The organism is Azospirillum sp. TSH20, from assembly GCF_003115935.1.
In the GTDB taxonomy this organism is placed as follows: Bacteria; Pseudomonadota; Alphaproteobacteria; order Azospirillales; family Azospirillaceae; genus Azospirillum.
Genome location: NZ_LGQU01000045.1, coordinates 35,062 through 60,041, shown reverse-complemented (window position 1 = coordinate 60,041; position 24,980 = coordinate 35,062). Strand labels below are relative to the sequence as shown.

Here is a 24,980-nt window from a genome sequence, read left to right as displayed (position 1 = left end):
GGCGGAAAAAGAAGCAACCTCGGAGGATCCCATGCGCGGCGCCACCACGACCGACATCACCCGTGCCCGTGACATCATCGCCGGCTTCGACTTCGGCTATGTGGTCGAACGCGCCGTCGCCTCAGGCATGACCCGCAGCACGTCCGGGATCGCATTGGCCCAGCTGAAGGACTTCCTGCTGGCCTGCGCCGAGCATCCGGACCGCGACATCGTCCCGCAGTCCGCCGCCTGCGACGATCTGTGGCACGAGTTCATCGTCGCCGACACCCGCGCCTATTTCCGCTTCTGCGAGGCGGTCTATGGCGAATACCTGCATCACAACGGCGTCGCCGTTCCGGCCGAGCGGATGGCCGCCGCCCGCACCGACAGCGCCCGCCTGTTCGCCGGTGCTGACTGCCTGCGGGAAGCCGCGAAGGCTGACTGCCTGCGCGAGGCGGCGACGGTCGACTGCCTGCGTGAGGCGAAGGCTGCGGATTGTCTGCGCGAAGCTGCGCAAGCCGACTGCCTGCGTGAAGCCAAGCCGGCCGATTGCCTGCGTGAGGCGAAGACCGCAGACTGCCTCCGTGAGGCTGCGAAGGCTGATTGCCTGCGGGAAGCGAAGACTGCGGACTGTCTCCGCGAAGCTGCGAAGGCCGATTGTCTCCGTGAGGCCAAGCCGGCCGACTGTCTGCGCGAAGCACGGTCGCAGGGCGCCGCCTGACGCGGCACCGGCTTCAACGAAAAGCCCCTGTCCGGCAGCGGACAGGGGCTTTTTTCATGCGGTCACCCTGCCCTGCCCCGCGCCGGCTCAGCCGAAGTTCAGGCCGCCGAACGGGGTGATGAAATTCTCGCTCAGCACATTGCCGCGCAGCGCGACATAGTCCGGCACCACCAGCGGAATCACCGGCAGTTCGTTCATCACCAGACATTCGGCGTCCTTGTAGACCTCGGCACGGCGGCTGGGATCGGGGATGGCCATCGCCTGTTCGATCAGAGCATCGAACTTCGGATTCGACCAGCCGACCGGATTGAAGCGGCTGCGGCTGCTGAACAGCTCGTCCAGGAAGTTCATCGGGTCGGGGTAGGTGGCGGTCCAGCCGAACAGGAAGGAATCATAGTCGCGTCGGCGGGACCGCGAGATGAACTCCTGGCGCGGAGAGATCACCAGCTTCGCCGGAATGCCGGCGTTGTTCCATTGCGAGACGTAATAGACGAACTCCCGCCGGTATTCCGGAATGACCGCGACCTGGAAGGGATCCATGCCGCGGCCCTCCGGATATCCCGCCTCCTCCAGCAGCTGCTTCGCCAGCATCGGATGGTAGGCCAGCGGCTCCAGCCTTTCGTTCGACAGCAGCGCCGGCGGAACGATGCCGTTGTGGACGGTCGCCACCCCGCGGAAGAAGCGCTCCGCCATCGCGGTGCGGTCGATCAGCAGCGACATCGCCCGGCGCACCCGCAGATCGGCGAAGGCCTTCACCCGGCGGGGATCGAGCGCGACCACACGCGTCTGCATGCGCGGCACGTTCGACAGCCAGCGTTTGAAGCCGGGATCGTCCATCACCCCGCGCAGCGCGTCGGTGTCGACGAAGGTGAAGTCGATCTGGCTGTCGTTGAACAGCGTGATGCCGTCGTTGCCGATGCCGGTGGCGAGGAAGGACACCCGCTCGAACGGCACCGCACCGCCGCGCCAACCGGGATTGGCCTCCACATCCATGCGGATGCCGTCGTTCGACCGCACCAGCCGGTAGGGTCCGGTACCGGCCGACATGGTGCGGAACCAGTCCGGGCCGGCCTTTTCCGCCGCTTCCACATCGACGATGTTCAGCCGGGCGAAGGGGAAGACGGCGCAGGGTTCGTCGCAGACCACCTCCAGCGTCCGGTCGTCGACCACGGTGATGCCCGACAGCCCGGTGGCGGTCTTCGCCCGCAACTCGCGAAAGCCCCGCACCTTGGACAGGGCCAGCACCGCGAAGTTGGCGCCATCACCGGCCAGGGCCGCCTCGAAGCTGCGCTTGACGTCGGCGGCGGTCAGGGGGCGGCCGGTGTGGAAGGTGACGTTGTCGCGGATGGTCAAGCGCCAGCGGCGGGCATCCTCCGACCCCTCCCAGGCGGTGGCGAGGCCGGGGAGGATGCGGCCCTGGGGATCGACCGTGGTCAGGCTCTCATACATCGAGCCGAGGACCTGACGCGCGACCAGATCATTGACGGTCAGCGGGTTGATCGCGCCGGGCAGGGCCTTCAGCCCGATCCGCAGGGCAGGGGCGGCGGCCATCGCCGGACGCGGCAGGGCGCCGGCCAGCCCGGTCGCGCCGAGCAATGCAATGAATTGTCGTCTTTGCACGACCGGCATGGCTGATCCGTAACGTCGATGGTCCCGTCACTGATCCTTACCACGGGGCAGGGCAGGCGGTCACCCTGGCCGACCGCCAGAGGCTTTTGCAATCGAAAGCAACCGTGGGATGCTCTCGATTTCTGGCGCAACCGGAGCGAGCTTTCGCATTCGAAAGCTTTGGCCGGCACCACCACTATGATGCTGCGAGGTATACAGTTCCAGACGCAGGAACAGATCCCCTCTCCCCCCCTGGGGAGAGGGTTAGGGTGAGGGGGATGCAGGGCGAGGATTCTCGGGCTAGCCACACTGTGCATCCCCCTCACCCCGACCCTCTCCCCGGGGGGAGAGGGGGATGTGCTTTTCTCCGAAAGCCTGACTCTCAGCCGTTCAGCAGGGCGTCGATGCGGTCGCGCAGAACCTGCAGCCGTTCGCGGTGTTCGCGTTGCAAGGCTTGGGCGACGGTGTCGATGGCGGCGAGATCCTTGTCCATCCGGTTGATCGCCTTGCCCAGCACCCGCAGCGGCTCCGCCGTGCTGGACGCCGCCGGCCGGGCCGCCCGCACCGCACCGACGGTCAGCCCGCCGGTCCGCGCCGTCTGCCACAGCCGGCGCAGCTCCGCCTCGTCCTCGACGAAGGCCAGCTCGACCAGGGCGGAGCGCGATACCGCATCGGGATTGGCGCGGTAGTCGGCCAGGATGTCATCGGGCAGGCGCAGCACCTTCAGGCGCTTGGACACCTCGGCCTCCGAACAGCCGACGGCCGCCGCCACCTCCGCCTGGGTGTAGCCATGCGCCTCGATCAGCTGCGACAGGCCGCGGGCGAGGTCGATGGCGTCGAGGTCCACGCGCTGGACATTCTCGATCAGCGCGATCTCTTCGGGCCGGCCCTTGGTGATGATGGCGGCGATGGTGCCGCGGCCGAGCAGCCGGTGGGCGCGCAGCCGCCGTTCGCCGGCCACCAGCCGATAGCGGCCCTTCTCCGTCCCCTCCTGAACCAGCACGGGTTGCTGCAACCCGTGGCGGGCGATGGAGTCGGCCAGCGAGCGCAGGGACTCGTCGTCGAACACGGTGCGCGGCTGGCCGGGATTGGTCTCCACGGCGTCCAGATCGACCTCGACCAGCCGGGGCAGCACACCGCTCAACCCGAACATGCGGTCGGTCTCGGCGGCGAAGCCGGCCTCCTTGGCCTGGAGCACGGTGGCGGCGGTCTGCCGGGTCAGCTTCTTAGGCGGCATCGACGGTCTCCTGCAGGCGGCCCATGGCGGTCAGCAGGGCCGAGGCGATGGCGGCATAGCTCTCCACCCCCGGCGCACCGATGTCGGCATCCAGCGTGATGACATTGGCGCCGGCGGCCTGGGCGTAGATGGTGGCGCGCGGCACCGGCGGGAACACGCGGCGGCTGTCGCCCCACAGGCGCTGGATGTCGTCGAGCGACGAGCGGTCCTGGGTCTGGCGCGGATTGACCATGGTCGGCAGGATGCCCAGCACCTCCAGCCGCGGGTTGAGGCGCCGCTGGATCTTGGCGACGGTGTCGAGGAAGGCGCTGACGCCGAGGATGGCGTGCGGCTCCGCCTGGCAGGGCACCAGGACGTAATCGGCGGCGGTCAGCGCGTTGATGGTCACGGCGCCGAGGTTGGGGGCGCAGTCGATGACGATCACGTCATAACGCTCCCGCACGCCGTCCAGCATCTCCGCCAGCGCGGTCTGGGCGTTGGTCAGGTTGCCGGGAAGTTCGGTATCGGCACTGGCCAGCGCGATGCTGGAGGGGACGACGTCCAGCCCCTCGACGCTGGTGGGGCGGATCACCGCGTCGAGCGGCGTCTTGCCCATCAGCGCGTGATAGAGAACCTTCCCCGCCTCGGTCAGCGCCACCACGTCGGTCTGCGGCACGCCGACATGGACGGTGGCGTTGCCCTGCGGATCGGCATCGACCAGCAGAACGCGGTTGCCGGCGCGCGCCAGGATGAAGGCGAGGTTGATCGAGGTCGCGGTCTTGGCGGTGCCGCCCTTCTGCAGGCCGACGGCGACGGTGGTGCCGCGGCGGGGGAGGGCGCTTTCCGGCCGTTCCAGATCCAGCAGCAGAAGCCGGCCCAGCAGGTCGCGGGGCAGGGCCTCCTTACCGGTTTCCCACTTGCTCAACCTCTGCTTGTCGTACTTGCGGCCGGTCAACTCGTTGACGTAAGCCGCCATCTGCGTCTGGGTCAGGCCGCGCCGTTCCCGCAACGCCTTCAACTGTTCCCCTGTCACGCCCCGTCCTCCTGCCCCGGCACCGGTTGGCAGAGACCCTAGCAAGTCGTCGCCACTCCGGCAACGGGTGTCTACCGAACGGGTGGGGCACGGATGTAGCTCCCTCTCCCGGGGCGGGAGAGGGCGATTCACACCGTCTCGTCGTATTCCACCTTGGGAACGTCGATCCAGTTTTCCGGCTGGCCCTGGTCCTTCTTCCAGAACAGGACCGGCAGGTCGGCGTTCAGCACGCGGCCGAGCACGGCGCCACGCGCCTTCATGGTTTCCTTGTATTCCGCCGTCTCGACGATGCGGACGCCATAGCCGGGGATGCGGTCGGCGGCCAGGACGGGACCGAGCGCGTTCTTGAACTTGCGCAGGTCGTTGTCGGAGCCGACGCGCTTGCGCAACGGCTCCAGCGCCATCCAGAAGGCATGGCCGCGGGCGAGGTGGGCGCGGGCGATCTCGTAGAGACGCTTTTCCACCGGCTTCAGCGCGAAATACTGGTCGTCGTAGCTCAGCAGATTGTGGCCCAGCGCCGCGCGGGTGACCCAGCCCGACAGCGTCAGCTTCAGCCCGCGCACCGCCCGCTCGCCGTCCTTCTTGCGCTGGTAGAGCAGCTTGTAGTCGGAAATCCACGAGAAGGCGCCGCTCTCGCCCTCCCCGCCGGTTTCCAGGTTGGTCTTGATCTGCGTGCCCTGCAGCCGCTCCAGCGCCCCTTCGATCTTGTCGTAGGCGCTGCCGCCGGCGGTCTTGCCGACGATGCGCTGGAGGTCGCTGGTGGTGAAGTGCAGCTCGCCCAGCTTGGAGCCCTTGCCGGAGTCCATTTTCTCGCGCAGCAGCGAGATGGCGTAGAGCAGCACCGCCTTGTCCCAGATCGTCGCAACGCCGACATTCTTCGGCGCCCGCACCTCGATCCGCACCTTGCCGTCATCATAGGTCGGCAGCGATTCCGCCTTGTCCTTCGACAGGCCGAACAGGCTGTAGACCATCATGTGGCGGTCGTTCTGGACATCGCCGGTCAGCGGGGAATCGAGCCGCAGAGCCAATTGCAGCGGCCGGTCGAGCAGCTCGGCGTTGGTGGTCTGGGTCATGCGATCTCTCCGCGGGTCCCGTGCGGCTTGAAGGGGTCCTAGCCATAATCCACAAGCCTGCCGCCCTGTTCCACACTGCCGGACCAAACGTCGCCGTTCTGCCGAAAGATTCCCGTGACCAGGGCGGATTGGGGTGCCGAATGTCGCCGTTCTGCCAGTTTTGCCGGCCGGGGGCGGATGCGGGCCGATGACGCGGCGGCGGACCGGCTGCCGCCGGGCGATGGCGGCGCCAACGTCTGCGTTCTGCCGTGCCGGAGGGGGGCAGGGCGGGGGAATCGACGGACAGAGCACTGATTTCATTGGGTTATTGTGGTGCCTCTACCCGGCGATGGCGGTCGAATGCCGCCTTGGATGGCCTTTGACTGGCAGAACGGCGACGTTCGGACGATCCGCCGAAGGGCCGATTCCCACCCGATTCTCTGCCGATTCCATGCGGGGGAGGGTGGGGGAGGGGAGAGATCCGTTCCATCATTCGGCAGAACGGCGACGTTCGACCGTGCGGTCCGGGCGTCGCACGCTGCCGATGCCCAAGAATCTTTCGGCACAACGGCGACGTTTGGACCCGAATCTTTCGGCACAACGGCGACACTTGCAGGCGGCCGGCCGCGGCGACTCCGGCCCAAGTGATTGATTCCGCCGTGAGAATCCCGTCGAGCGTCCGCGAAATGCCGTCGGTGGGCGATTTTTCCAAGACCGTGGACAGATGCGCGACGGCACGTACACATTTCAAAAAACGGGCGAAAACCGCCCTTACGCCATCGACATGCGCCCTTGCCAGATGCTGGCCGGCGCCACGGGTGTTTGCATCCGTGTTTTCTGAAGGAACGAGCAGCATGCGGTAACGGAGAACCGACCTCCGCAAACACAAAAGGCCCGGATTGCTCCGGGCCCTTCGTGTCGGACGGAGGAGACCGAGGGAAACCCGGGCACCCCACATCTGGCGGTTTGGCGACTCCATGATGGCAGGGCAGGCCCGCAAAGCCAAGCGGATTCAAGAGCGAGTCCGTTGACGCCATTCCCTTGTCTCCGCCCGTCCACGGATCGACCGACAGACGGGTAACGCAATGAAGCCATACATCGATATGTACAGGCGCTGGATTGCCGTGCCCGGCATCCAGGCCGCCGACATCGCGGTGTTGTCCGCGCTCTACGCCCATGCCGACCGCGACGGTGTCTGCACCGCCACGCAAGGGGAGCTGGCCGAAGAGCTGGGGCAAAGCCGCGCCTGGTTCAACGCCGTGCTGAAGGGCCTGCAGGAGAAGGCGTCGCGGGAAACGGCGGCGGCGCTGGTCTGCGCCAAGCCGCGCCGGGGCCTGCGCGGCTTCGCCTATCAGCTGGCGGGGATGGAGGGCTTTACCGCCGGCATGTCCTGTCAGCCGGCTGACAGCAGCGGTTCGCCGGCCGGCATTTCCTTGGAATCCCAGAATCCTGAATCCTCCTCCTCCCCCTCGGGTGGGAGCATGGATCGTGGGGAGATGGATCGGCGGGACGAGGCTTTGCCGGCGGACTGGCAGCCGGATGCCGCCGATCTGGCCTGGGCAGCGGCAGAGCGGCCGGAGGTCGATGCCGGCCGGGTGACGGCCAAGTTCGTGTCCTGGTGCCGCAAGGCCCACCGCCGCAACGGCTACCGCCCGCCGGATCCGGGAGCCGCCTGGCGCCGCTGGATCGCCCGCGAGCTTGTGGTGCCGGCCGAGCCATCCGCCACACCTGCCTCTCAGCCGTCCGTCCAGTCCTCCGCCCCACAATCCCGCCGGGAGCCCCGCAATGACCGCCGCTCAAGCCCTCTGCGTGCCGGCCCCCCACACGCAAATTCCGTCTCCGATGCCGCCGGCCGCAACCGTGAAACCCTTGCAGCCTTGCGCCTTCGCCTCGCTGGCCAGGCTTGAGGCGGCGGATCTGCGGTTCGAGACGCAGGATCTGTCGCCCGAGGAGATCGGCGCGCTGGCCGACCGGGTCGAGCAGGCCATTGGCGCGCTGACCCCGGCGATCGGCATCGAGAATGTGCTGATCGGGCTGGAGAAGCTGGCCGAGCGCTTCGCGCTGGAGTTGCCCGACACCGACCTGCTGGAGGCCGACGTGCGGGCGATGGCGGGCTGGCCGGCCGACCGCTGGATGGCGGCCTTCGAGGCGGTGTGGGCGGGGTTCCGCAGCGGCTGGAGCCGCTTTCCGACGCTGGGCGACTTCCGCGAGGCGCTGGGCGCTTTGCCGCCGGCAGCGGAAAGCCGCGCCGCCGACGATCTGCGGCGTCTGGCCGGCCGGCTGCGCCAGGAACAGCACTTGCGCGCCCGCACCGAGGAGCAGCGCCGCCGCACCCGCGCCCGTGAAGCGGCACTGGCCGAGCGGCAGCGCGAACTGGCGCTTGTCCCGCCGCCGGACGATCAATCGCCAATGTTGCATTCGCCCCATGGCGGCCAGCATTATCCGCCGGACCACCAGAGAGTGCCGACAGCGGATGAAACCGAACCATCGCCCGCCGCATCGCCCGCCGGGCACCGCCGACGCACAGGCGCTTCTGACCCGTGCCGTCACCCATCACCAGAACGGGCAGCTGGCCGAGGCGGCGACGCTCTACGAGCAGGTGCTGAAGCGGCTGCCGAGGCAGGCGGACGCGCTGCACCTGTCGGGCCTGATCAAGGCGCAGACCGGTGCGCTGGCGGAGGGGATCGAGCGGATCCGGCAGGCGATGAAGGCCGATCCGAAGCAGCCGATCTTCCATGCCAATCTGGGCCGGCTGCTGGAGGCGGCGGAGCGGTGGGAGGAGGCCGCGACGGCCTTCCGCAATGCGGCCCGTCTGGCGCCGCTCGACCCGTCGCCGGCGCGGATGGAGGCTGCGGTGCGGACGCGGCTGGGCCAGCAGGGACCGGCGGCGCAGGCACTGCTGCGCGCGATGGCGCTGGAACCGGCCGACGCCGGGAGCGCCGGGGATCTGGGCGACGCGCTGTACGATTGCGGGCAATTCCTGCCGGCGGCCGACTGGTATGGGCGGGCGGCGAGGCTGGAGCCGCACCGGGTGCTGGCCGCCTTCAACCGGGGGGCGGCCCTGCGCGACGCCGGCCGGCCGGATCGGGCGGAGGCGGCCTTCCGGGCGCTGGCCGGGCTGGCGCCGCAGATGATGGAGCCGCTGGAGCAATGCGTGCAGATCCGGCAGCAGGCCGGCGACGGGGCGGGAGCCCTGGCGGCGGCGCGCCGGCTGCTGACGCTGGATCCGGGGCATTCGGCGGCGGTGCGGAGCCTGGGGGTTTCCGAAAGCGATCCGGTTTGGCTGGCGCGGCTGGTGAGGCTGGATCCGCTGGCGGACGAGCCGGTGCTGGCGCTGGCCGGGCAGCTCTATGGCCGGCGGACCGCGGCGGCGGAGCGGGCATACCGCCATGCGCTGGCCCTGGCGCCGGCCTCCGGGCTGGCGCTGTCGGGGCTTGGGCTGGCGCGGGCGACACTGGGGGTGGAGCGGGCAACGCGGTGGAGCCTGCGCGCGGTGCGCGTGGCGCCCGGCGACGCGGCGCTGGCGGCCAATGCCGGATCCGCCTTCCAGCTGGCCTCGCAGCCGGAGGCGGCGCTGTCCTGGCACCGGCGGGCGCTGGCGCTGATGCCCGACGACACGGCGGCCTGGGTCAACATCGGCACCTTGCTGCTGGATGCCAACGCGGCGGAGGAGGCGATCCAGCCGCTGGAGCGGGCAAGGCGGCTCGACGATCCGGGGCAACTGGCGCTCGCCTATTCAAATCTCGGCGTCGCCTGGATGGCGCTGGGGCTGCATGGGGAGGCGGTGGCGGCCTTCCGCGCTGCGCTCGACCGGGCGCCGGACGATGCGACGATCCGCTCCAACATGCTGTTCTGCCTGTGCTTCGACGATGGCGCCGATCCGGTGGAGGTCTTCCGCGAGCATCGCGTCTTCGAGCGGTATCTGCCGACGGTTCCGGCGGCGCCCCATGCGGTGGAGAGCCGCGATCCGGACCGGCGTTTGCGCGTCGGCTATCTGTCGCCGGACTTCCAGCGCTATCCGGGGCCGGGCTACCATTTCCTGCTGCCGCTGATCGAGGGGCACGACCGCCGGGCGGTGGAGGTCACCTGCTATCACAACGACCGCAGCCGCGATGCCACCACCGAGCGTTTCCAGGCGGCAGCCGACCGCTGGCGCGACGTGGCGGCCCTGTCGGACGAGGATCTCGACCACCGGATCCGGCAGGACGGCATCGACATCCTGGTCGATGCCGGCGGCCACATGTCGCGCAACCGCATGCCGCTGGTGGCGCGCGGCCCGGCGCCGCTGCAGGTCAGCCTGCCGCTCTATCCCAACACGACGGGGCTGAGTGCCGTCGATTACCAGATCGCCGATCCCCGCGTGGCGCCGCCGGGGGCGGATGCGCTGCATGTGGAGAAGCTGATCCGGCTGCCGGGATGCGTGCTGTGCTACCGCCCGGCGGAATCCGGCTTCGCGCCGCCGGACCGGCCGCCGATGGAGCGCAACGGCCATGTCACCTTCGGGTCCTTCAACAACATCACCAAGGTGAACGCCGCCACCATCGCCCTGTGGGCGCGGCTGCTGGCTTTGGTGCCGACGGCGCGGCTGGTGCTGAAATGGCGGGGGCTGGGCAGCGGCGGCGGTGCCGACCGGCGTCTGCTGGCCGCCTTCGCACGGCACGGCATCGGGGCGGAGCGGCTGGAACTGCGCGGCATCACTCCCGATCCGTACCAGGATTACCTCACCATCGACGTGGCGCTGGACCCCGTCTTCGCCAATGGCGGAACCACCATCTGCGACGCGCTGTGGATGGGCGTGCCGGTGCTGAACCAGAGCGGACCGACCAAGATCGGCCGCTGGGGCGCCACCATGCTCGACGCGGTCGGGATGGCGGAGTTGGTGACGCGGGACGATGACGGCTATCTGGCGCAGGGCGTGCGGCTGGCGAGCGACCGTGGCTTCCTCGACGCGCAGCGCGAGGGTCTGCGCGAGCGGATGCGGCGGTCGGCGCTGATGGACGAGGCCGGCTATGCCCGCGCGGTGGAGGCCGGCTATCGCACCGCATGGCGCCGCTGGTGCGCCGGGCTGCCGCCGGCTGCGTTCGATGTGGTGGACGGGGAGGGGCGGGCATGAGTTTCTGCGATCTGGCGACCGTCCGCAGCATCCTGGTCGTCAAGCTGGACGAGGCCGGCGACTTCGTGATGGCGACCCCCTTCCTGCGCGGCCTGCGCGCCGCCGCCCCGCAGGCGCGCATCCTGCTGGCGGTGCGCGAGGCGGTGGCGGATCTGGCGCTGACCTGCCCCTGGGTCGACGGGGTGATCGCCCCCCGGCCGAAGGAGGGCGGCGGCATCGATTTCCGCGGCATCAGTCCCGGCGGGCTGAAGCTGTTCGCCGAGTGCTATCGCGCCGGCTTCGATCTGGCGCTGGTGCCGCGCTACGACTTCGACCGGCATGGCGCGACGACGCTCGCCGCCAACAGCCGGGCGCGGCTGGTCGCCGGCTTTTCCGAGCGGGTGACGCCGTGGAAGGCGGAGGGCAACCAGGGCTTCGACCGCGCCTATGGGCTGGCGCTGACCCCGCCGCCCGGCCGGCACGAGGTGGAGCAGAACGCCGCCCTGCTGGAGGCGCTGGGGGCGCGGCCGGATCTGGGACCGCTGGAACTGACGCTGACGGCGGAGGATCGCGAAGAGGCACGGCGGCTTCTTGGCGCTCCCGATGGCCGGCCGCTGATCGCGGTGGCGCCGGGGGCGGCCAGTCCGCGCCGTGACTATCCGGCTGACCGGCTGGCCGCGGTGGTTTCCGCCGTCGCTGCGACGCTCGACGCGCGGGTCGCCGTGCTGGGCACCCTGGAGGAACGGCCGGCGGCGGGCGCGCTTTTGGCGGCGTTGCCGGGACGGGCCATCGACCTGACCGGCGCCACCCCGCTGCGCGTCGCCGCCGCGGTGATGGCGGACGCGGCGTTGGCGGTCACCATGGATTCCGCCCCTGCCCATGTGGCGGCGGCGATGGGGGTGCCGGTGGCGGTGTTCTCCTGCCATCCCATCGGCGGTGATCCCAACCATTTCCACGCGCCGGAACGCTTCCGGCCCTGGACCGGCGGTCGCGAGGAGCGGGCGCTGGTCCTGCGGCCCGAGGCGGCGGTGCCGCCTTGCAGCGTGTCCTGTCTGGCGGCCGAGGCGCATTGCATCGCCGCCATCGACCCGGCCGACGCCGCCCGGCGCATTCTGGGCTTGGTGGGAAAGGGCGGTAAGGGCTGAGCCCAAAAAACGCCTTATCGGCCGTCATTCCCGCGAAGGCGGGAATCCAGCCACATCCGCCGCTGATCTGCGGAGTTTCCTGGATCCCCGCCTTCGCGGGGATGACGCAAAGTTCCTTTTGTTCCAGAGGCTTCCCTGGGAGAGGGCGAGTACGGTTGAGTCCTTCCCCGGACCGCAAATCGCAAAAGTTGCTTTCGAAAAAGAAAGTGGGCGGATCCACGGGGTGCGTGGATCCGCCCGAGGCGAGGAGACTGAAAGCCGGTGCCTGAACGTGCCTGAAAAGGCACCGGCGTTCCGGAAGCCCGGCTGCGCAGGACAGTGCAGCCGGGCCGTCCGAACCGAGGGTCTCCTATCCCTGTGACACCGTTACCCCCCGATTACCCGGCAATCAGGCCGCGCAGCTGCCGGTTGGCGACGGCCAGCATGGCGAGATCGACCGCCGGCTGGGCGCGCAGTTCGGCCAGAAGCTGCTCGACGCGATCGACCACCAGATTGCGGCTGGCGATCCAGGCGTCCACCGCGGCGGACTCGTCGCCCTCGCTTTCCAGCACGCGCACGGTCAGCGCGCTCTGGTGGGCGAACAGGTCGTCGACGATGGCGGCGACCGCCTGACGCTGCCAGTGGTTGTCGACCTTGGCGCCGGCGGCGCGGTCGCGCAGCCATTCCAGGCCGAAGCGGCGGCCCAGCCCGAAATAGACCGAGGCGACGCCTTCCACCGCGCGGCCGGTGCGCTCGGCGATGCGCACCAGATCCGGGGCGGCGGCCAGAACCGGCAAGGCGGCGATCCGGCGGGCCAGATCCTCCGGAACGCCCTGGGCGATGGCGTCGGCGATGCGGGTGGCGAGGCGGGAGGATTCCTCCTCGTCGAGGAAGCGGTCCAGACCGGCGGCCAAAGCCTCCACCCCCGGACGGAAGGCGGCGGATTCGCGGCCCAGATCCAGCGGGTGCGGGCTGTGGGCCAGGAACCACGCCACCGTGCGGTCGAGCAGATGGACGGTCTCCAGCATCAGCGCCGTCTGCAGCGCCGCCGGCACGACGTTGTCGAGCGCGTCGATGGCGTCCCACAGCGGGCGCAGCTGGAACACGTCGCGGGCGATGGCATAGGCGCGGGCGACGTCCGCCGGGCCGAGGCCGGTCTTTTCCACCATGTCGCGGACGAAGGTGGCGCCGACGCGGTTGACCAGGCTGTTGGTGACCGCCGACGCCACGATCTCGCGGCGCAGGCGGTGGCGGAAGATCGCCTCGCGCTGGCCGTCGCGCAGCGGCTGCGGGAAGTAGCGCAGCAGATCCTCGACCGTCGCCGGATCGTCCGGCAGCTCCGACGCCAGCAGCTCGTCATAGAGCGTGATCTTGGCGTAGGCCAGCAGCACCGCCAGTTCCGGCCGGGTCAGGCCGCGCCGTTCGGCCATGCGCTGGGCCAGTTCCTCGTCGGTCGGCAGATACTCGATGGCGCGGTTGAGGCGTCCGCTGCGCTCCAGGTTGCGGATGAAGCGCGACTGCGCCTCCAGCAGGGCCGGCCCTTGCGCCTCGGCGATGGTCAGTGCCTGGGTCTGGCGGTAGTTGTCGGCCAGCACCAGCCCCGCCACCTCGTCGGTCATGGCGGCCAGCAGGGTGTCACGCTGCTTCAGCGTCATGTCGCCCCGCGCCATGACATCGCCCAGCAGGATCTTGATGTTCACCTCATGGTCGGAGGTGTCGACGCCGGCGGAATTGTCGATGGCGTCGGTGTTCAGCTTGATGCCCTTTTGGGCGGCTTCGATGCGGCCGCGCTGGGTGACGCCCAGGTTGGCGCCCTCGCCGACCACCTTGGCGCGGATCTGGCCGCCATCGACGCGCAGCGCGTCGTTGGCCTTGTCGCCGGCCTCGGCGTTCGTCTCGGTCGACGCCTTGATGTAGGTGCCGATGCCGCCGAACCACAGCAGGTCGACCTCCGCCGTCAGCAGGCGGCGCATCAGTTCCACCGGCGACAGGTGGGCCGGTTCGATGCCGAAGCGGGCGCGGACCTCCGCCGTCAGCTCCACCGTCTTGGCGCTGCGCTCCACGATCATGGCGCCCTGCGACAGCTTGGAGCGGTCGTAATCGGCCCAGGAGGAGCGGGGCAGGGCGAACAGCCGGTTGCGCTCCTCCCAGCTGATCGCGGGGTCGGGATCGGGATCGAGGAAGATGTGGCGGTGGTCGAAGGCGGCCAACAGGCGGATGTGCTTCGACAGCAGCATGCCGTTGCCGAACACGTCGCCCGACATGTCGCCGACGCCGACCACGGTGAAGTCGGTGGTCTGGATGTCGGTGCCCATCTCGCGGAAATGGCGCTTCACCGATTCCCAGGCGCCGCGGGCGGTGATGCCCATCACCTTGTGGTCGTAACCGGCCGAGCCGCCCGAGGCGAAGGCGTCGCCCAGCCAGAAGCCGTGATCGACCGACACGCCGTTGGCGATGTCGGAGAAGGTGGCCGTGCCCTTGTCGGCGGCGACCACCAGATAGGGATCGTCGGCGTCGTGGCGCACCACGTCCTTCGGCGGCACCACCGAGCCGTCGGCGGCCAGATTGTCGGTGACGTCCAGCAGGCCGCGCATCAGCGTCTTGTAGCACTCGATGCCTTCGGCCAGAGCGGCTTCACGGCCGGCGCTGGGGGCGGGGGGCCGCTTCACGACGAAACCGCCCTTGGAGCCTACGGGCACGATGACGGTGTTCTTCACCATCTGCGCCTTCATCAGGCCGAGGATCTCGGTGCGGAAATCCTCGCGCCGGTCGGACCAGCGGATGCCGCCGCGGGCGACCTTGCCGCCGCGCAGATGGACGCCTTCCATGCGCGGGCTGTAGACGAAGACCTCCACCCACGGACGCGGCAGCGGCAGCTCCTCGATCGAGCCGCTGTCCAGCTTGAAGGACAGATGCGGCTTCGGCGTGCCGTCCGGGGCGGCCTGATAGGCGTTGGTGCGCAGCGTGGCGCGGATCAGGTTGACGAAGCGGCGCAGGATGCGGTCGTCGTCCAGGTTGGTGACGGCGTCCAGCGCATCCTCGATCTGCTCCAGGATCGGGGTTTCGTCCGCGAGGTTCTTCGGGTCGAAGCGGGCGGCGAAAAGCCGGGCCAGCAGCCGCGCGGTCTGCGGATGGGCCGACAGCGTCGCCTCGATGGTGTCCTGGGCGTAGGCAAAGCGGGCTTGCTTCAGGTACTTGGCATAGGCGCGCAGCACCGTGACCTCGCGCCCGGCCAGCCCGGCGCGCAGGACCAGACGGTTGAAGCCGTCATCCTCCATCCGGCCGTCCCAGACGTCGGCGAAGGCCTCCTGGAAGGTCTGCTTGACCTTGACGCAGTCCACCGGCTGGCCGGTCTGGGTGCGGGCGGCGAAGTCGTGGATCCACACCGACGGGGCGCCGCCGGCGGGGCGGACCTCGTAGGGCTGCTCGGTGATGACCTTCAGGTCCATGTGCTCCAGCATCGGCAGCACGTCGGACAGCGGCACCGGCCGGCCCTGGTGGTAGATCTTGACGTGCAGCTCGTCGCCGTCGGCCTCCAGCGGGTGGAACAGCACGATGCCGAGGCGCTGTTCGGAGAGCGCGCGTTCGATGCGGTCGATGTCGTGGACGGCGGTTTCCGCGGTGAAGGTCTCGCGGTAGCCCGCCGGGAAGGCGTCGGCGTAGCGGCGCAGCCGGGCGTTGCCGGTCTCCTCGCCCTGCGCCTCGACCAGGGCGTCGCGCAGCCGGTCGGCCCAGCTGCGGGAGACCTGGACCAGCCGGGATTCGATCTCGCTGATGTCGACGGCGGGAATCTTGCCCGGCTCCGTCTTCACCATCAGGTGCAGGCGGGCGAGCGCGCTGTCCGACAGCTGGGTGAAGTAGGAGGCGCAGGTGCCGTGGAAGGCGGTTTCCAGCACCGACTGGATCTTGCGGCGCAGCGCGGTGTCGTAGCGGTCGCGCGGCACGAAGACCAGGGCGGAGACGAAACGTTCGAACGGGTCGCGGCGGACGAACAGGGCGAGCCGCTGGCGTTCCTGCAGGTGCAGGATGCCGACCGCCGTTTCGAACAGCTCGTCCGACGGGGTCTGGAACAGCTCGTCGCGCGGGTAGGTTTCCAGGATGTTCAGCAGCGCCTTGCCGTCATGGCCGGCCGGGTCGAAGCCGGCGCGGCCCATGACGCGGGCGACCTTGCGGCGCAGGAACGGGATCTCGCGCGGGCTGCGGTTGTAGGCGACGGAGGTGAACAGGCCGACCGCCAGCGTGACGCCGACCACCTTGCCCTGGTCGTCGAAGCGCTTGACCAGAATGGCGTCCAGCGGGACCGAGCGGTGCACGGTGGCGTGCCGGGTGCCCTTGGTCACCAGGAGCGCGCGCGGCTGGCGCAGGAAGGCGCGGATTTCCTCCGGCAGCACGGCGGCGTGGCCATGCTCGTCGAACACGGTGATCTCGGGGTTGCGCAGCACGCCCAGCCCGCTGCCGTCCACCAGCTCCAGCCAGGGCTCCTGCCCCTCCTCGCCGATGGTGGCGATGTAGAGGCGGCTGCCCAGCAGGGTCATGTTACCGTCGTCGACCCAGCTCAGGAAGTCGGCGGCCTCCTTCGATTCCTCGGCGTCGGGGGCGTTGGCGATGTCGGTGCGGGCGCTGCGCACGCGCTCGCGCATCGGCGTCCAGTCCTCCACCGCCGCGCGGACGTCGGCCAGCACCCGCTCGATCCCCTCGCGCAGGCGGGCCTGGGCGGCCGGGTCCGACAGCGGGTCGATCGAGCAGTGCATGAAGGATTCGTCGCGGGCGCCGTCCTTCTCTTCACCCGGTTCGAGAAGCTCGACGATGCGGCCCTCGGCATCGCGGACGACGCGGGTGACGGGATGGATGATGAGGTGGACGGTGACGCCCTGCCGGTTCAGCTCCGCCGTGACGGAATCGACCAGGAAGGGCATGTCGTCGTTGACGATCTCCACCACCGAGCGTTCGGTCTGCCAGCCATGCTCGTCCAGCCGCGGGGCGTAGACCCGCACCTTGGGCACGCCGGGCACACGCTGCTGGCCCCACTGCCACATGGCGAGAGCGGCGCCGTAAAGCTGTTCCGGCGTACCGCGCAGCAGGTCGTCGGGGGGCACGTTGGCATAGAAGCGCTTCACGAAGCGCTCCGCCCGCGCGTTCGGAACCCGGCTGCGCACCAGTTCGGCCAGTTGCTGCCGCAAGTCGCCTGCCAAGTCCTTCGTCGCCGTACGCATGATGGTGGATGTCTCCTCTCGGGGTTTTCTTTGGATTGGTAGTACCACCCCACAAACAACATTTCGACGGCAAATAAACGGCAGGATTTCTGACCAAGCGGCGATTCGCACCCCTTTGGGGGTATTTCTCCAAAGATTCGGACAATCCAGTGACATGTCCGCCAAATTTATCCATAGCGCGTTCACATCCCCGGCACGAGCGATACCGTGGCAAAGGCGCACAGCGCCGATCCGCCACATCCGACGGTGGCCGGAGGGGTGGTTCAGGCGAGGGAATGCCGACTCGATTCGGCGGGATCGCCCTTTCGCCGACAAATCGACGGGAAGTCAGCGAAATGGCCCGAAAATCAGGTCAGTGTCGCTGACCGAATGACATTTCCGAACGCCGCCGGGGCGCTTTCCGACAAGCTATCGACGAGCCGGCGGGCATGGGCGGAAAGATCAGCAAAATTGCGGGCGCACAGCACCAGCAGACGGGGCGCCCACGGGTCGCTCAGCGGCATGACCCGCAGGCCGCCGCTGTCGAGCGCCCGCAGCGCCGCCGTTTCCGGCACGATGCCGACCCCGACGCCGCGTTCGACCAGCCGGCACAGCGCCACCGGTCCGCGAACCCGCACGCGGTAGGACAGGCTGCGCCCGGCGCGGGTGGCGTGGCTGTTCAGATACTCCTGCAAGGCGCTGCCGGCGCTGAGGCCGACGAAAGGCTCGTCCAGCAGCTCGGCGAAGGCGATCCGGTCGCGGTCCGCCAGCCGGTGGGACAGCGGCAGGACGGCGACCAGCCGGTCGCTGCGGAAGGGCCGGGTCTCCAGCCCGCCGAGGTCGACCATGTCGGCGACCACGCCCAGGTCCGCCAGCCCGGCGGCCACCGCCTCGACGATGGCGTGGCTCGGCCGTTCCTCCAGGTCTATGTCGATGCTGGGATTGTCGGCGAGGAAGCCGGCGAGCGCGTCGGGCAGAAATTCGTTGATCGCCGCGGTGTTGGACAGCAGCCGGACATGGCCCTTCAAACCCTTGGCGTATTCCGCCAGCTCGCCGCGCATCCGTTCCAACTGGTGCAGGACGAGGCGGGCATGGTGGACCACCGCGCGGCCGGCCGGGGTGGGGCGGACGCCGCGGCGGAAGCGGTCCAGCAACGGGACGCCCAGCGCGTCCTCCATCCCCCGCACCCGCGCGCTGGCCGACGCGAGCGCGATGGCGCTGCGCTCCGCCCCGGCGGTGATGCTGCCGGTCTCCACGATATGCAGGAACAGCCGCAGGTCGGTCAGGTCGAAGCGCATGGCGATTCTCATATGCCCCAAGGGCCGCAGCCTGCCTTCGCCTCGGCCGAAGGCAGGCTGCGGCAAAGCCACATTGTGACGATCCGCCGCATCGATCAAGCTTGTCCCAGATGAAGAGGTGGAACGACGAGGGGAGGACTGAGCATGGCCCTGCCGGATCGCGGCAACACCGGTCCCGACGACGGAAGCGGCTTTCTGGCCGGGGTGGACCGCTGGCTGCTGGTGGTGGCGCTGGCGCTGGCGCTGCTGACGCTGCTGGCCGTGCTGGACCGGCATCGGCCGACGCCGGGTTCGGCGCCGCCGGTGGAGTGGCGGCTGCCCAGCGTGGAACTGCCGCGGACGGTGCCGATGGCGACGGCGCCCAGCCCGCGGCGGGATGAGCTTCTGGGGGCGGACTGAGCGGGTCAGCCGGTCGGCAAGCTGTCGCTTCCCTCGCCCAGCGGGCGTTCCATCAGCACGCCGTCGAGCCAGCGGCCGAACTTGAAGCCCACCGCCGGCAGGATGCCGACGGGACGGAAGCCGCAGGCGCTGTGCAGGCCGATCGAGCCGTGGTTGGCGCTGTCGCCGATCGCCGCGATCATCTGGCGGTAGCCCGCCGCCTCGCACATCTCCAGCAGCGGGATCATCAGCGCCCGGCCGATGCCGCGCCGGCCCATGCCGTCGGCGACATAGACCGAGTTCTCCAGCGTGAAGCGGTAGGCGCTGCGCGTGCGGTACGGCCCGGCATAGGCGTAGCCGGCCAGCCGCCCCTCGCACTCCGCCACCAGATAGGGCAGGCCGCGGGCCAGGATGTCGGCGCGGCGGCGGGCCATCTCCGCCTCGTCCGGCGGGACCTCTTCGAAGGAGGCGGTGCCGTACAGGACATGGTGGGCGTAGAGCGTCGTGATGGCGGGAATGTCGGCGTCGGCGGACGCCCGCACCGTGATGGCAGGCATGATGACTCAGCTCCGTTGAGGACGGTCGGCAGGAAGAAGAAGGGCGCAGACGGTCGCCAACCCGCCGCCGACGCCGAGAAGCGCGAAACCCCAGCCCCAGCCGGAACCGCCCATGGCTTCTGCCGTGCCGCCGGCATGGTCGAGCACCAGACCGACCGCCAGCGGCGCCGCACCGCCGGCGCCGAAGCCGAGGATGGAGCGCACGGCGAGCGCCGCCCCCAGGCTGCCCGGCTCGACCGATTCCGTCATCGCCGTCGACAGCACCGGCGAATCGCCCAGCGCGGAAAAGCCGTAAAGCGCCGCCACCGCCAGCACGAGCGCCAGCGGCATCCCGTCCATCCAGCCGATGGTGAAGGAACAGGCCGCGCCCAGCACGCCCATCGCCACCAGCACCAGCCGGCGGCCCAGCCGGTCGGACGCGCGGCCCATCAGCAGCGAGGACAGGAAACCCGAGATGTGGATGGCCGCGGCGATCCACAGCCCGCGCACCCCGGCGCCGCCGGAACCGGCGAGGCTGGCGGTCAGGAAGGCGGGCAGCCACGCCCACATGCCCAGCAGCTCCCAGCAATGGGTGGTGTAGCCCACGGTCAGCAGGAGGGAGCGGCGGTCGGCCAGGAAGCGGAAGGCGCCGCGCAGCCGCCGCGCTCCGCCGCCGGCCACCAGATTGGCCCGGCCGCGCAGTCCCGGCGTGCCGAGCAGCGCCGCCAACAGCGGCCCCAGCCCGCAGGCGATGAAGGCCGCTTCGTAGCCGAACCGCTCCGACAGGCCGGCGGCGAGCGCGATGGAGCCGAAATAGCCGAGCGACCCCGCCGCCAGCAGCCAGCCCACCGCCGCGCCGCGCCGCGCCGCCGGCACGCCCTGCGCCACCAGCATGATGGAGGGGGCATAGGTGCCGCCCTGGGTCAGCCCGACCAGCGCGAACAGCAGCAGCCCGCTTTCCGCCGAGCGGGCGAAGAAGGCGAAGGCGAGGCCGGTCAGCGCCGTCGCCCAACTGGCCCACAGGAAGACGCGCTTGGCGCCCAGACTGTCGGCGAACCAGGAGGAGCCGACCAGCGACAGCGCATAGCCGACGTTGAAGGCGGTCTGGATCGACCCGGCTTCCCCCGCCGACATGCCCCAGGCCTGCATCGCCGGCCCGAGCGCGCCGGCATAGACCATGAAGGACAGCGAGGTGGCGAAGCGGCTGGCGCACAGCAGCACGAGCCAGGTTTGCCGAGGGGCTGGGTGGTCGGCAGGAGCGGGGATGGCGGCGGTCGTCATGACCACACCGTCGCGGAGGGCGGATAAAAAGGCAAATTTATTGATTTGATCGGAACCATAAGGAAGACTGCAGGTATGCGTGGCCTGAATCTCGACCAGCTCATCACCTTCGCCACCGTCGTCGAGCATGGCGGCTTCACCGAGGCGGCCGGGCGTCTCGGCCTGACCCAGCCGGCGGTCAGCATGCAGATCCGCAATCTGGAGGAGCGCTTCGGCGTGCGGCTGGTGGAGCGGGTGGGCAAGCGGGCCTTGCCGACCGCGGCCGGGCGTGACCTGCTGCCCTTCATCCGCCGGCTGCGCGAGGAGATGGAGGCGGCGGCGGTCGCCATGGGCCGTCACCGCGCCGGGCAGGTCGGGCGCGTGCGCATCGGCACCGGCGCCACCGCCTGCATCTACCGCCTGCCGCCGATCCTGACGGCGCTGCGCAGCGCCCATCCGGGGCTGGAGATCATCGTCGTCACCGGCAACACGCCGGACATCCTGGACGCGGTGGAGGGCGGCTCGCTCGATCTGGCGCTGGTCACCCTGCCGGCCGGCCGTCCCGGCCTGTCCATCGAACCGGTCTGTGCCGAGGAGCTGGTCTGTGTCGGCCCCAGAGGTGGCCCCGACGACGGCGCCCGGTCTCCGGCGCCGGCGCCGGCGGTCGCCCCGGCGGCGCTGGCCGACCAGACGCTGATCCTGTACGAGCGCGGCGGGACCATGCGCGCGGTGATCGACGGCTGGTTCATGGCCGGCGGCATCCAGCCGCGCCCGGCGATGGAACTGGGCAATGTGGAGGCGATCAAGAACCTCGTCGCCGCCGGGCTGGGCCGGTCGATCCTGCCGTCGGTCACCGTCGAAAGTCCGCAGGATTGCGACCGCTTCGCAGTTCAGCCTCTGACACCACCCTTGATCCGCAAGTTAGGGTTGGTGTTGCGGCGTGACAAAGTACTCGATGCGGGCGTACGGGCGATGGTGAAGGCAATCACCGATATGCGGTAACAACATCGATAAAATTTCGCACATTTACGATCAGGAGGAATATTGCTTTTGGAAGGTTTACAGAGGCTTTAGCCAGTGCGCACTCTCGCCGTCTGAGACTTTCGTTTTTCTTGGGCGCCTATGACCAAGCAGCAGTCTGTCCCGGACGAGTCCGCCGGCAACCGAATGGAAGGCCGGTGGGGCGGGCATGCCCAATCGACCTCCGGGCCGGACGCACAACTGCTGGCGCGGCTGGCGGAGCTGGAGCGCGAGAATGCCCGGCTGCAGATCGCGCTGTCCACCGCCTGCACCGGCTGCGACGATCTGCTGACGGTCACCGCGCTGAACGAGGATCTGCGCACCGCCTTCACCGCGCTGGAGCGCAGCCGCGCCGCCCATGCCGACAGCGAAAGGCGGCTGCGCGCCATCCTGGACAGCGCCACCGGCCACGCCATCCTGACCCTGTCGCCGGCCGGCCGGGTGACCAGCTGGAATCCCGGCGCCGTCCGCATCCTGGGCTGGACGGAGGAGGAGGCGCGGGGACAGCCGGTCGACATCCTGTTTCCGCCGGAAGAGGTCGCCGCGGGCGTGCCCGACGCGCTGCGGGTGCGTGCGCTGGCCGAGGGCCGCGTCCAGGAGGAGCGCGCCTTCCGTCGTCGCGACGGCGCTGCTGTCTGGGGGGCGCTGACCATCCTGCCGCTCCAGGGCGACGAGGAGGGGTTCCTGTGGATCCTGCATGACCGCTCCGACGAGCGGCGGATGGAGGAGGCCATCGCCGACGCGCGCCGGCGCGCCACCGACATCCTGGACAGCATCGACGAGGCGCTGGTGGCGCTGGACTGCGACTATCGCGTCATCTACCAGAACCGCCGCGCCGAACAGCTCGACCACCAGTCGCTGTCGGCGATGCGCGGCCGCCGCCTGTGGGAGGTATGGCCACAGATCGCCGGATCGGATCTGGAGGCGCTGTGCCGCAAGACGATGACGGAGCGTCAGCCGACCAGCATCGAAAAGCGCTTCGACGGCGAAGGCACCACCCTGTGGCTGGAAATCCGCTACCTGCCGACGGCGGAAGGGGTGGGCTGCTTCTTCCGCGACATCACAATGCGCAAGCGGGCGGAGGAGGAGGCCCGCGCCTCGCACGAGCGGGCGGTGAAGATCCTGGAGAGCATCAGCGACGCCTTCTATGCCGTCGATCACGACTGGCGGTTCACCTACATCAACCGCAAGGCCGAACAGCTCTGGGGCCGGTCACGCGACACCCTGCTGGGCCGCTGCCTCTGGGAAGCCTTCCCCAATGCGCTGGGCAGCGAGTCGCTGGAGGCGCAGAAGCAGGCGGTGCGCGAAGGGCGGGAGATGACCATCGAGGTGATGTCCCCCGTGCTGGGCGACTGGGTGGAGGTCAGCATCTATCCCAACGCCGACGGGCTGTCCGTCTATTTCCGCGACATCACCGCCCGGCGGCAGGCGCAGCAGGCGCTGTTGCAAGCGAAGGAGTCGGCGGAGGCGGCCGACCTCGCCAAGGGCAAGTTCCTGGCCGCGGCCAGCCACGACCTGCGCCAGCCGCTGCAGGCGCTGCTGCTGTTCGTCGACGTGCTGAAGCCCTATGTGCAGGGCAGCCAGGGCACCAATGCGCTGATGCATCTGGGACGCGGGCTGGACGCGCTGAAGGAACTGCTGGACAGCCTGCTCGACATGTCGCGGCTTGATGCCGGCGTGGTCCAGCCGAACATCGAGACCGTGCCGGTCGCCCCGCTGTTCGAGCACATCGCCGCATCGTACCGGCCGGTGGCGGCGGCGAAGGGGTTGGAGCTGCATGTCTCCTCCTGCAGCGCCGCCGCCCGCACCGACCGCACGCTGCTGACCCGCATGGTGCGCAATCTGGTGGAGAACGCCCTGCGCTATACCGAGAGCGGGCGGATCGACATCGAATGCCGCCGGGCCGGCGGGCGGCTGCTGATCGAGGTGCGCGACACCGGCATCGGCATCCCGCCCGACCATCTGGAGCGCATCTGGGAGGAGTTCCACCAGGTCGGCAACCCGGAGCGCGACCGCAACCGCGGCCTGGGGCTGGGGCTTGCCATCGTGCGGCGGCTGTCGCAGCTGCTGAACCATCCGGTGGATGTCCAGTCCACGCCGGGGCAGGGGACCAGCTTCGTCATCGCCCTGCCGCTCGGCCGCAGCATCGAGGCGCCGGTGACCGCGGCGGAAGCGGCGACGACCGGGCGCGGGCGCTTCGCCGTGGTGGTCGACGACGACGCCATCGTGCTGCTGGGGCTGGAGACGATCTTCCGCGAATGGGGGTACGAGGTGCTGGTTGCCGGCTCCGCCCAGAAGGCGGTGGAGGGGTTGAGCCGGATGGGCCGGCGCCCCGACCTGATCGTCGCCGACTACCGCCTGCGCGAAGGGCAGTTCGGGACCGACGCGGTCGCCCGCATCCGCGCGCTGTATGGCGATCCCGGCAAGCCCCCTATCCCCGGCCTGATCCTGACCGGCGAGACCGGCCCCGACTGCGAACGCGACGCCGCCGCCCATGGGCTGGGCATCATCCACAAGCCGGTGACCCCGCGCCAGTTGAGCCACGCGCTGGGCGAGCTGCTTGGGGGGACGTGACGGTTCGGCGGCCGTCCGTCCCCCCGGCGAAGCGCTACGGCATGCACACATTTCCAATCATTGCCAGACCTCTGGAATGAAAGGAACTTCCCGTCATCCCCGCGAAGGCGGGGATCCAGGAAACTCCGCAGTTCAGCGGCGGATGTGGCTGGATTCCCGCCTTCGCGGGAATGACGACCGACAAAATTGCTTTATTCCAACGTCTTATGTGACGCTGAGATCTGCGCATGCCGCAGCGGCGGAGCGTGCGTGCGTCAGCCCTGCTCGATCAGGTCGGCGCAGGCGTCCACCGCGGCGGCAGCGTAGGGGCGGATGCGCGGCGGGATCTGCGACGGGTTGATGCCCGGCCCGAGGATGCCAACGCCGACCGGCTTCATGAACTGGAGCTGCAGGTCGATCAGGCTGGAGATGACGGCATGGCCCATCACGTTGCCGTGCTCGGTCTCGCCCCGCTCGATGATGCCCAGCGCCACGGCGCCGGCGACGTCGTCGCGCATCAGCAGGCGCTTGATCGCCAGCGGCTTTTCCATCGAGCCGGGAACCCAGACCTCCGCGACGATGCCGAGGCCGCGGCGGGCGGCGACGGTGCGCGCCTCGTCCAGCATCTCTTCCACCTCTTTGCGGTGGAACCGTCCGAGCACGATGCCGATGTTGCTCACCCTCTGCTTCTCCCATATTCGCGGTGTAACCTTCGCCCAAACTGTCGCGTCGTCGCGCAAAGCGCAAGGGCCGTCCGCGCAAAGCGCCGGAGCAGTCGCACGGTGCCGATGGAGGCCTGATCGGTACGGAGATTTCCCGCCGGCTTCATAAAGTTGCGCGGGTAATTCCCGCCGCATTGCGGCGAGGTTCAAACTGTCGCAGAGGCGGATCCAAGGAAAAACCCTGATGGACAGGGTC

General features: G+C 69.5%; 16 protein-coding genes. 7 read left to right on the top strand and 9 right to left on the bottom strand.

The annotated features are described in order from the left end of the window. The first annotated feature begins 31 nt into the window (after positions 1–31). Positions 32–700, top strand: coding sequence for a hypothetical protein (locus TSH20_RS13020; RefSeq protein WP_247871575.1), 669 nt, complete (start codon positions 32–34; stop codon positions 698–700). Between the two features lie 87 nt (positions 701–787). On the opposite strand, the gene TSH20_RS13015 is transcribed toward TSH20_RS13020, so the two are convergent. The 4 genes from TSH20_RS13015 to TSH20_RS12995 form a co-directional block, all read right to left on the bottom strand. Then, the gene (locus TSH20_RS13015) at positions 788–2,329 is read right to left on the bottom strand and encodes an ABC transporter substrate-binding protein (RefSeq protein WP_109075143.1); all 1,542 of its coding nucleotides are present in this window, start codon (positions 2,327–2,329) and stop codon (positions 788–790) included. A 361-nt stretch (positions 2,330–2,690) separates the two neighbouring features. Next, positions 2,691–3,545 carry a ParB/RepB/Spo0J family partition protein gene (locus TSH20_RS13005; protein WP_109075142.1) on the bottom strand — a complete coding sequence of 285 codons (855 nt, stop codon included), beginning with the start codon at positions 3,543–3,545 and terminating at the stop codon, positions 2,691–2,693. Then, entirely contained in the window at positions 3,535–4,557 is a 1,023-nt protein-coding gene (locus TSH20_RS13000; RefSeq protein ID WP_109075141.1) for an AAA family ATPase, read from the bottom strand. The genes TSH20_RS13005 and TSH20_RS13000 overlap by 11 nt, the downstream gene beginning before the upstream one ends. A 128-nt stretch (positions 4,558–4,685) precedes the next feature. Beyond that, complete coding sequence (locus TSH20_RS12995; protein ID WP_109075140.1) at positions 4,686–5,630, bottom strand: replication initiator protein A; 945 nt, start codon at positions 5,628–5,630, stop codon at positions 4,686–4,688. 1,064 nt (positions 5,631–6,694) lie between these two features. On the opposite strand from TSH20_RS12995, the gene TSH20_RS12990 reads away from it, so the two are divergent. The 3 genes from TSH20_RS12990 (at position 6,695) to TSH20_RS12980 (ending at position 11,846) form a co-directional block, all read left to right on the top strand. Further along, positions 6,695–7,516, top strand: a complete 822-nt coding sequence (locus tag TSH20_RS12990; RefSeq protein ID WP_109075139.1) for a MarR family transcriptional regulator — start codon at positions 6,695–6,697, stop codon at positions 7,514–7,516. Between the two features lie 566 nt (positions 7,517–8,082). Continuing rightward, positions 8,083–10,722 (top strand): tetratricopeptide repeat protein, encoded by a 2,640-nt coding sequence (locus tag TSH20_RS12985; protein WP_247871574.1) that lies wholly within the window; start codon positions 8,083–8,085, stop codon positions 10,720–10,722. Further along, positions 10,719–11,846, top strand: a complete 1,128-nt coding sequence (locus TSH20_RS12980) for a glycosyltransferase family 9 protein (RefSeq protein WP_109075138.1) — start codon at positions 10,719–10,721, stop codon at positions 11,844–11,846. Before TSH20_RS12985 ends, TSH20_RS12980 begins: the two co-directional genes overlap by 4 nt. 377 nt (positions 11,847–12,223) lie before the next feature. On the opposite strand, the gene TSH20_RS12975 is transcribed toward TSH20_RS12980, so the two are convergent. Beyond that, the gene (locus TSH20_RS12975; protein ID WP_109075137.1) at positions 12,224–17,038 is read right to left on the bottom strand and encodes an NAD-glutamate dehydrogenase; all 4,815 of its coding nucleotides are present in this window, start codon (positions 17,036–17,038) and stop codon (positions 12,224–12,226) included. A 347-nt stretch (positions 17,039–17,385) separates the two neighbouring features. Continuing rightward, positions 17,386–18,315 carry a LysR family transcriptional regulator gene (locus TSH20_RS12970; RefSeq protein WP_109075136.1) on the bottom strand — a complete coding sequence of 310 codons (930 nt, stop codon included), beginning with the start codon at positions 18,313–18,315 and terminating at the stop codon, positions 17,386–17,388. Positions 18,316–18,459: 144 nt separating this feature from the next. Between TSH20_RS12970 and TSH20_RS12965 the strand changes: the two genes are divergently transcribed. Then, entirely contained in the window at positions 18,460–18,714 is a 255-nt protein-coding gene (locus TSH20_RS12965) for a hypothetical protein (protein ID WP_109075135.1), read from the top strand. A 5-nt stretch (positions 18,715–18,719) separates the two neighbouring features. Here TSH20_RS12965 and TSH20_RS12960 read toward each other — a convergent pair whose 3' ends face one another. After that, on the bottom strand, positions 18,720–19,250 hold the full coding sequence (locus tag TSH20_RS12960) for a GNAT family N-acetyltransferase (protein WP_109075134.1): 531 nt from the start codon (positions 19,248–19,250) through the stop codon (positions 18,720–18,722). A 6-nt stretch (positions 19,251–19,256) separates the two neighbouring features. Then, positions 19,257–20,510, bottom strand: coding sequence for an MFS transporter (locus tag TSH20_RS12955; protein WP_109075133.1), 1,254 nt, complete (start codon positions 20,508–20,510; stop codon positions 19,257–19,259). Positions 20,511–20,585: 75 nt separating this feature from the next. Between TSH20_RS12955 and TSH20_RS12950 the strand changes: the two genes are divergently transcribed. Together TSH20_RS12950 and TSH20_RS12945 are read left to right on the top strand one after the other, a co-directional pair. Then, positions 20,586–21,491 carry a LysR family transcriptional regulator gene (locus TSH20_RS12950; protein ID WP_109075132.1) on the top strand — a complete coding sequence of 302 codons (906 nt, stop codon included), beginning with the start codon at positions 20,586–20,588 and terminating at the stop codon, positions 21,489–21,491. Between the two features lie 120 nt (positions 21,492–21,611). Then, on the top strand, positions 21,612–24,083 hold the full coding sequence (locus tag TSH20_RS12945) for a PAS domain-containing protein (protein ID WP_247871573.1): 2,472 nt from the start codon (positions 21,612–21,614) through the stop codon (positions 24,081–24,083). A 254-nt stretch (positions 24,084–24,337) separates the two neighbouring features. Here the strand turns inward: TSH20_RS12945 and TSH20_RS12935 are convergent, their stop codons facing one another. Beyond that, the gene (locus tag TSH20_RS12935; RefSeq protein WP_085084143.1) at positions 24,338–24,742 is read right to left on the bottom strand and encodes a 6,7-dimethyl-8-ribityllumazine synthase; all 405 of its coding nucleotides are present in this window, start codon (positions 24,740–24,742) and stop codon (positions 24,338–24,340) included. Between the last annotated feature and the right edge of the window lie 238 nt (positions 24,743–24,980).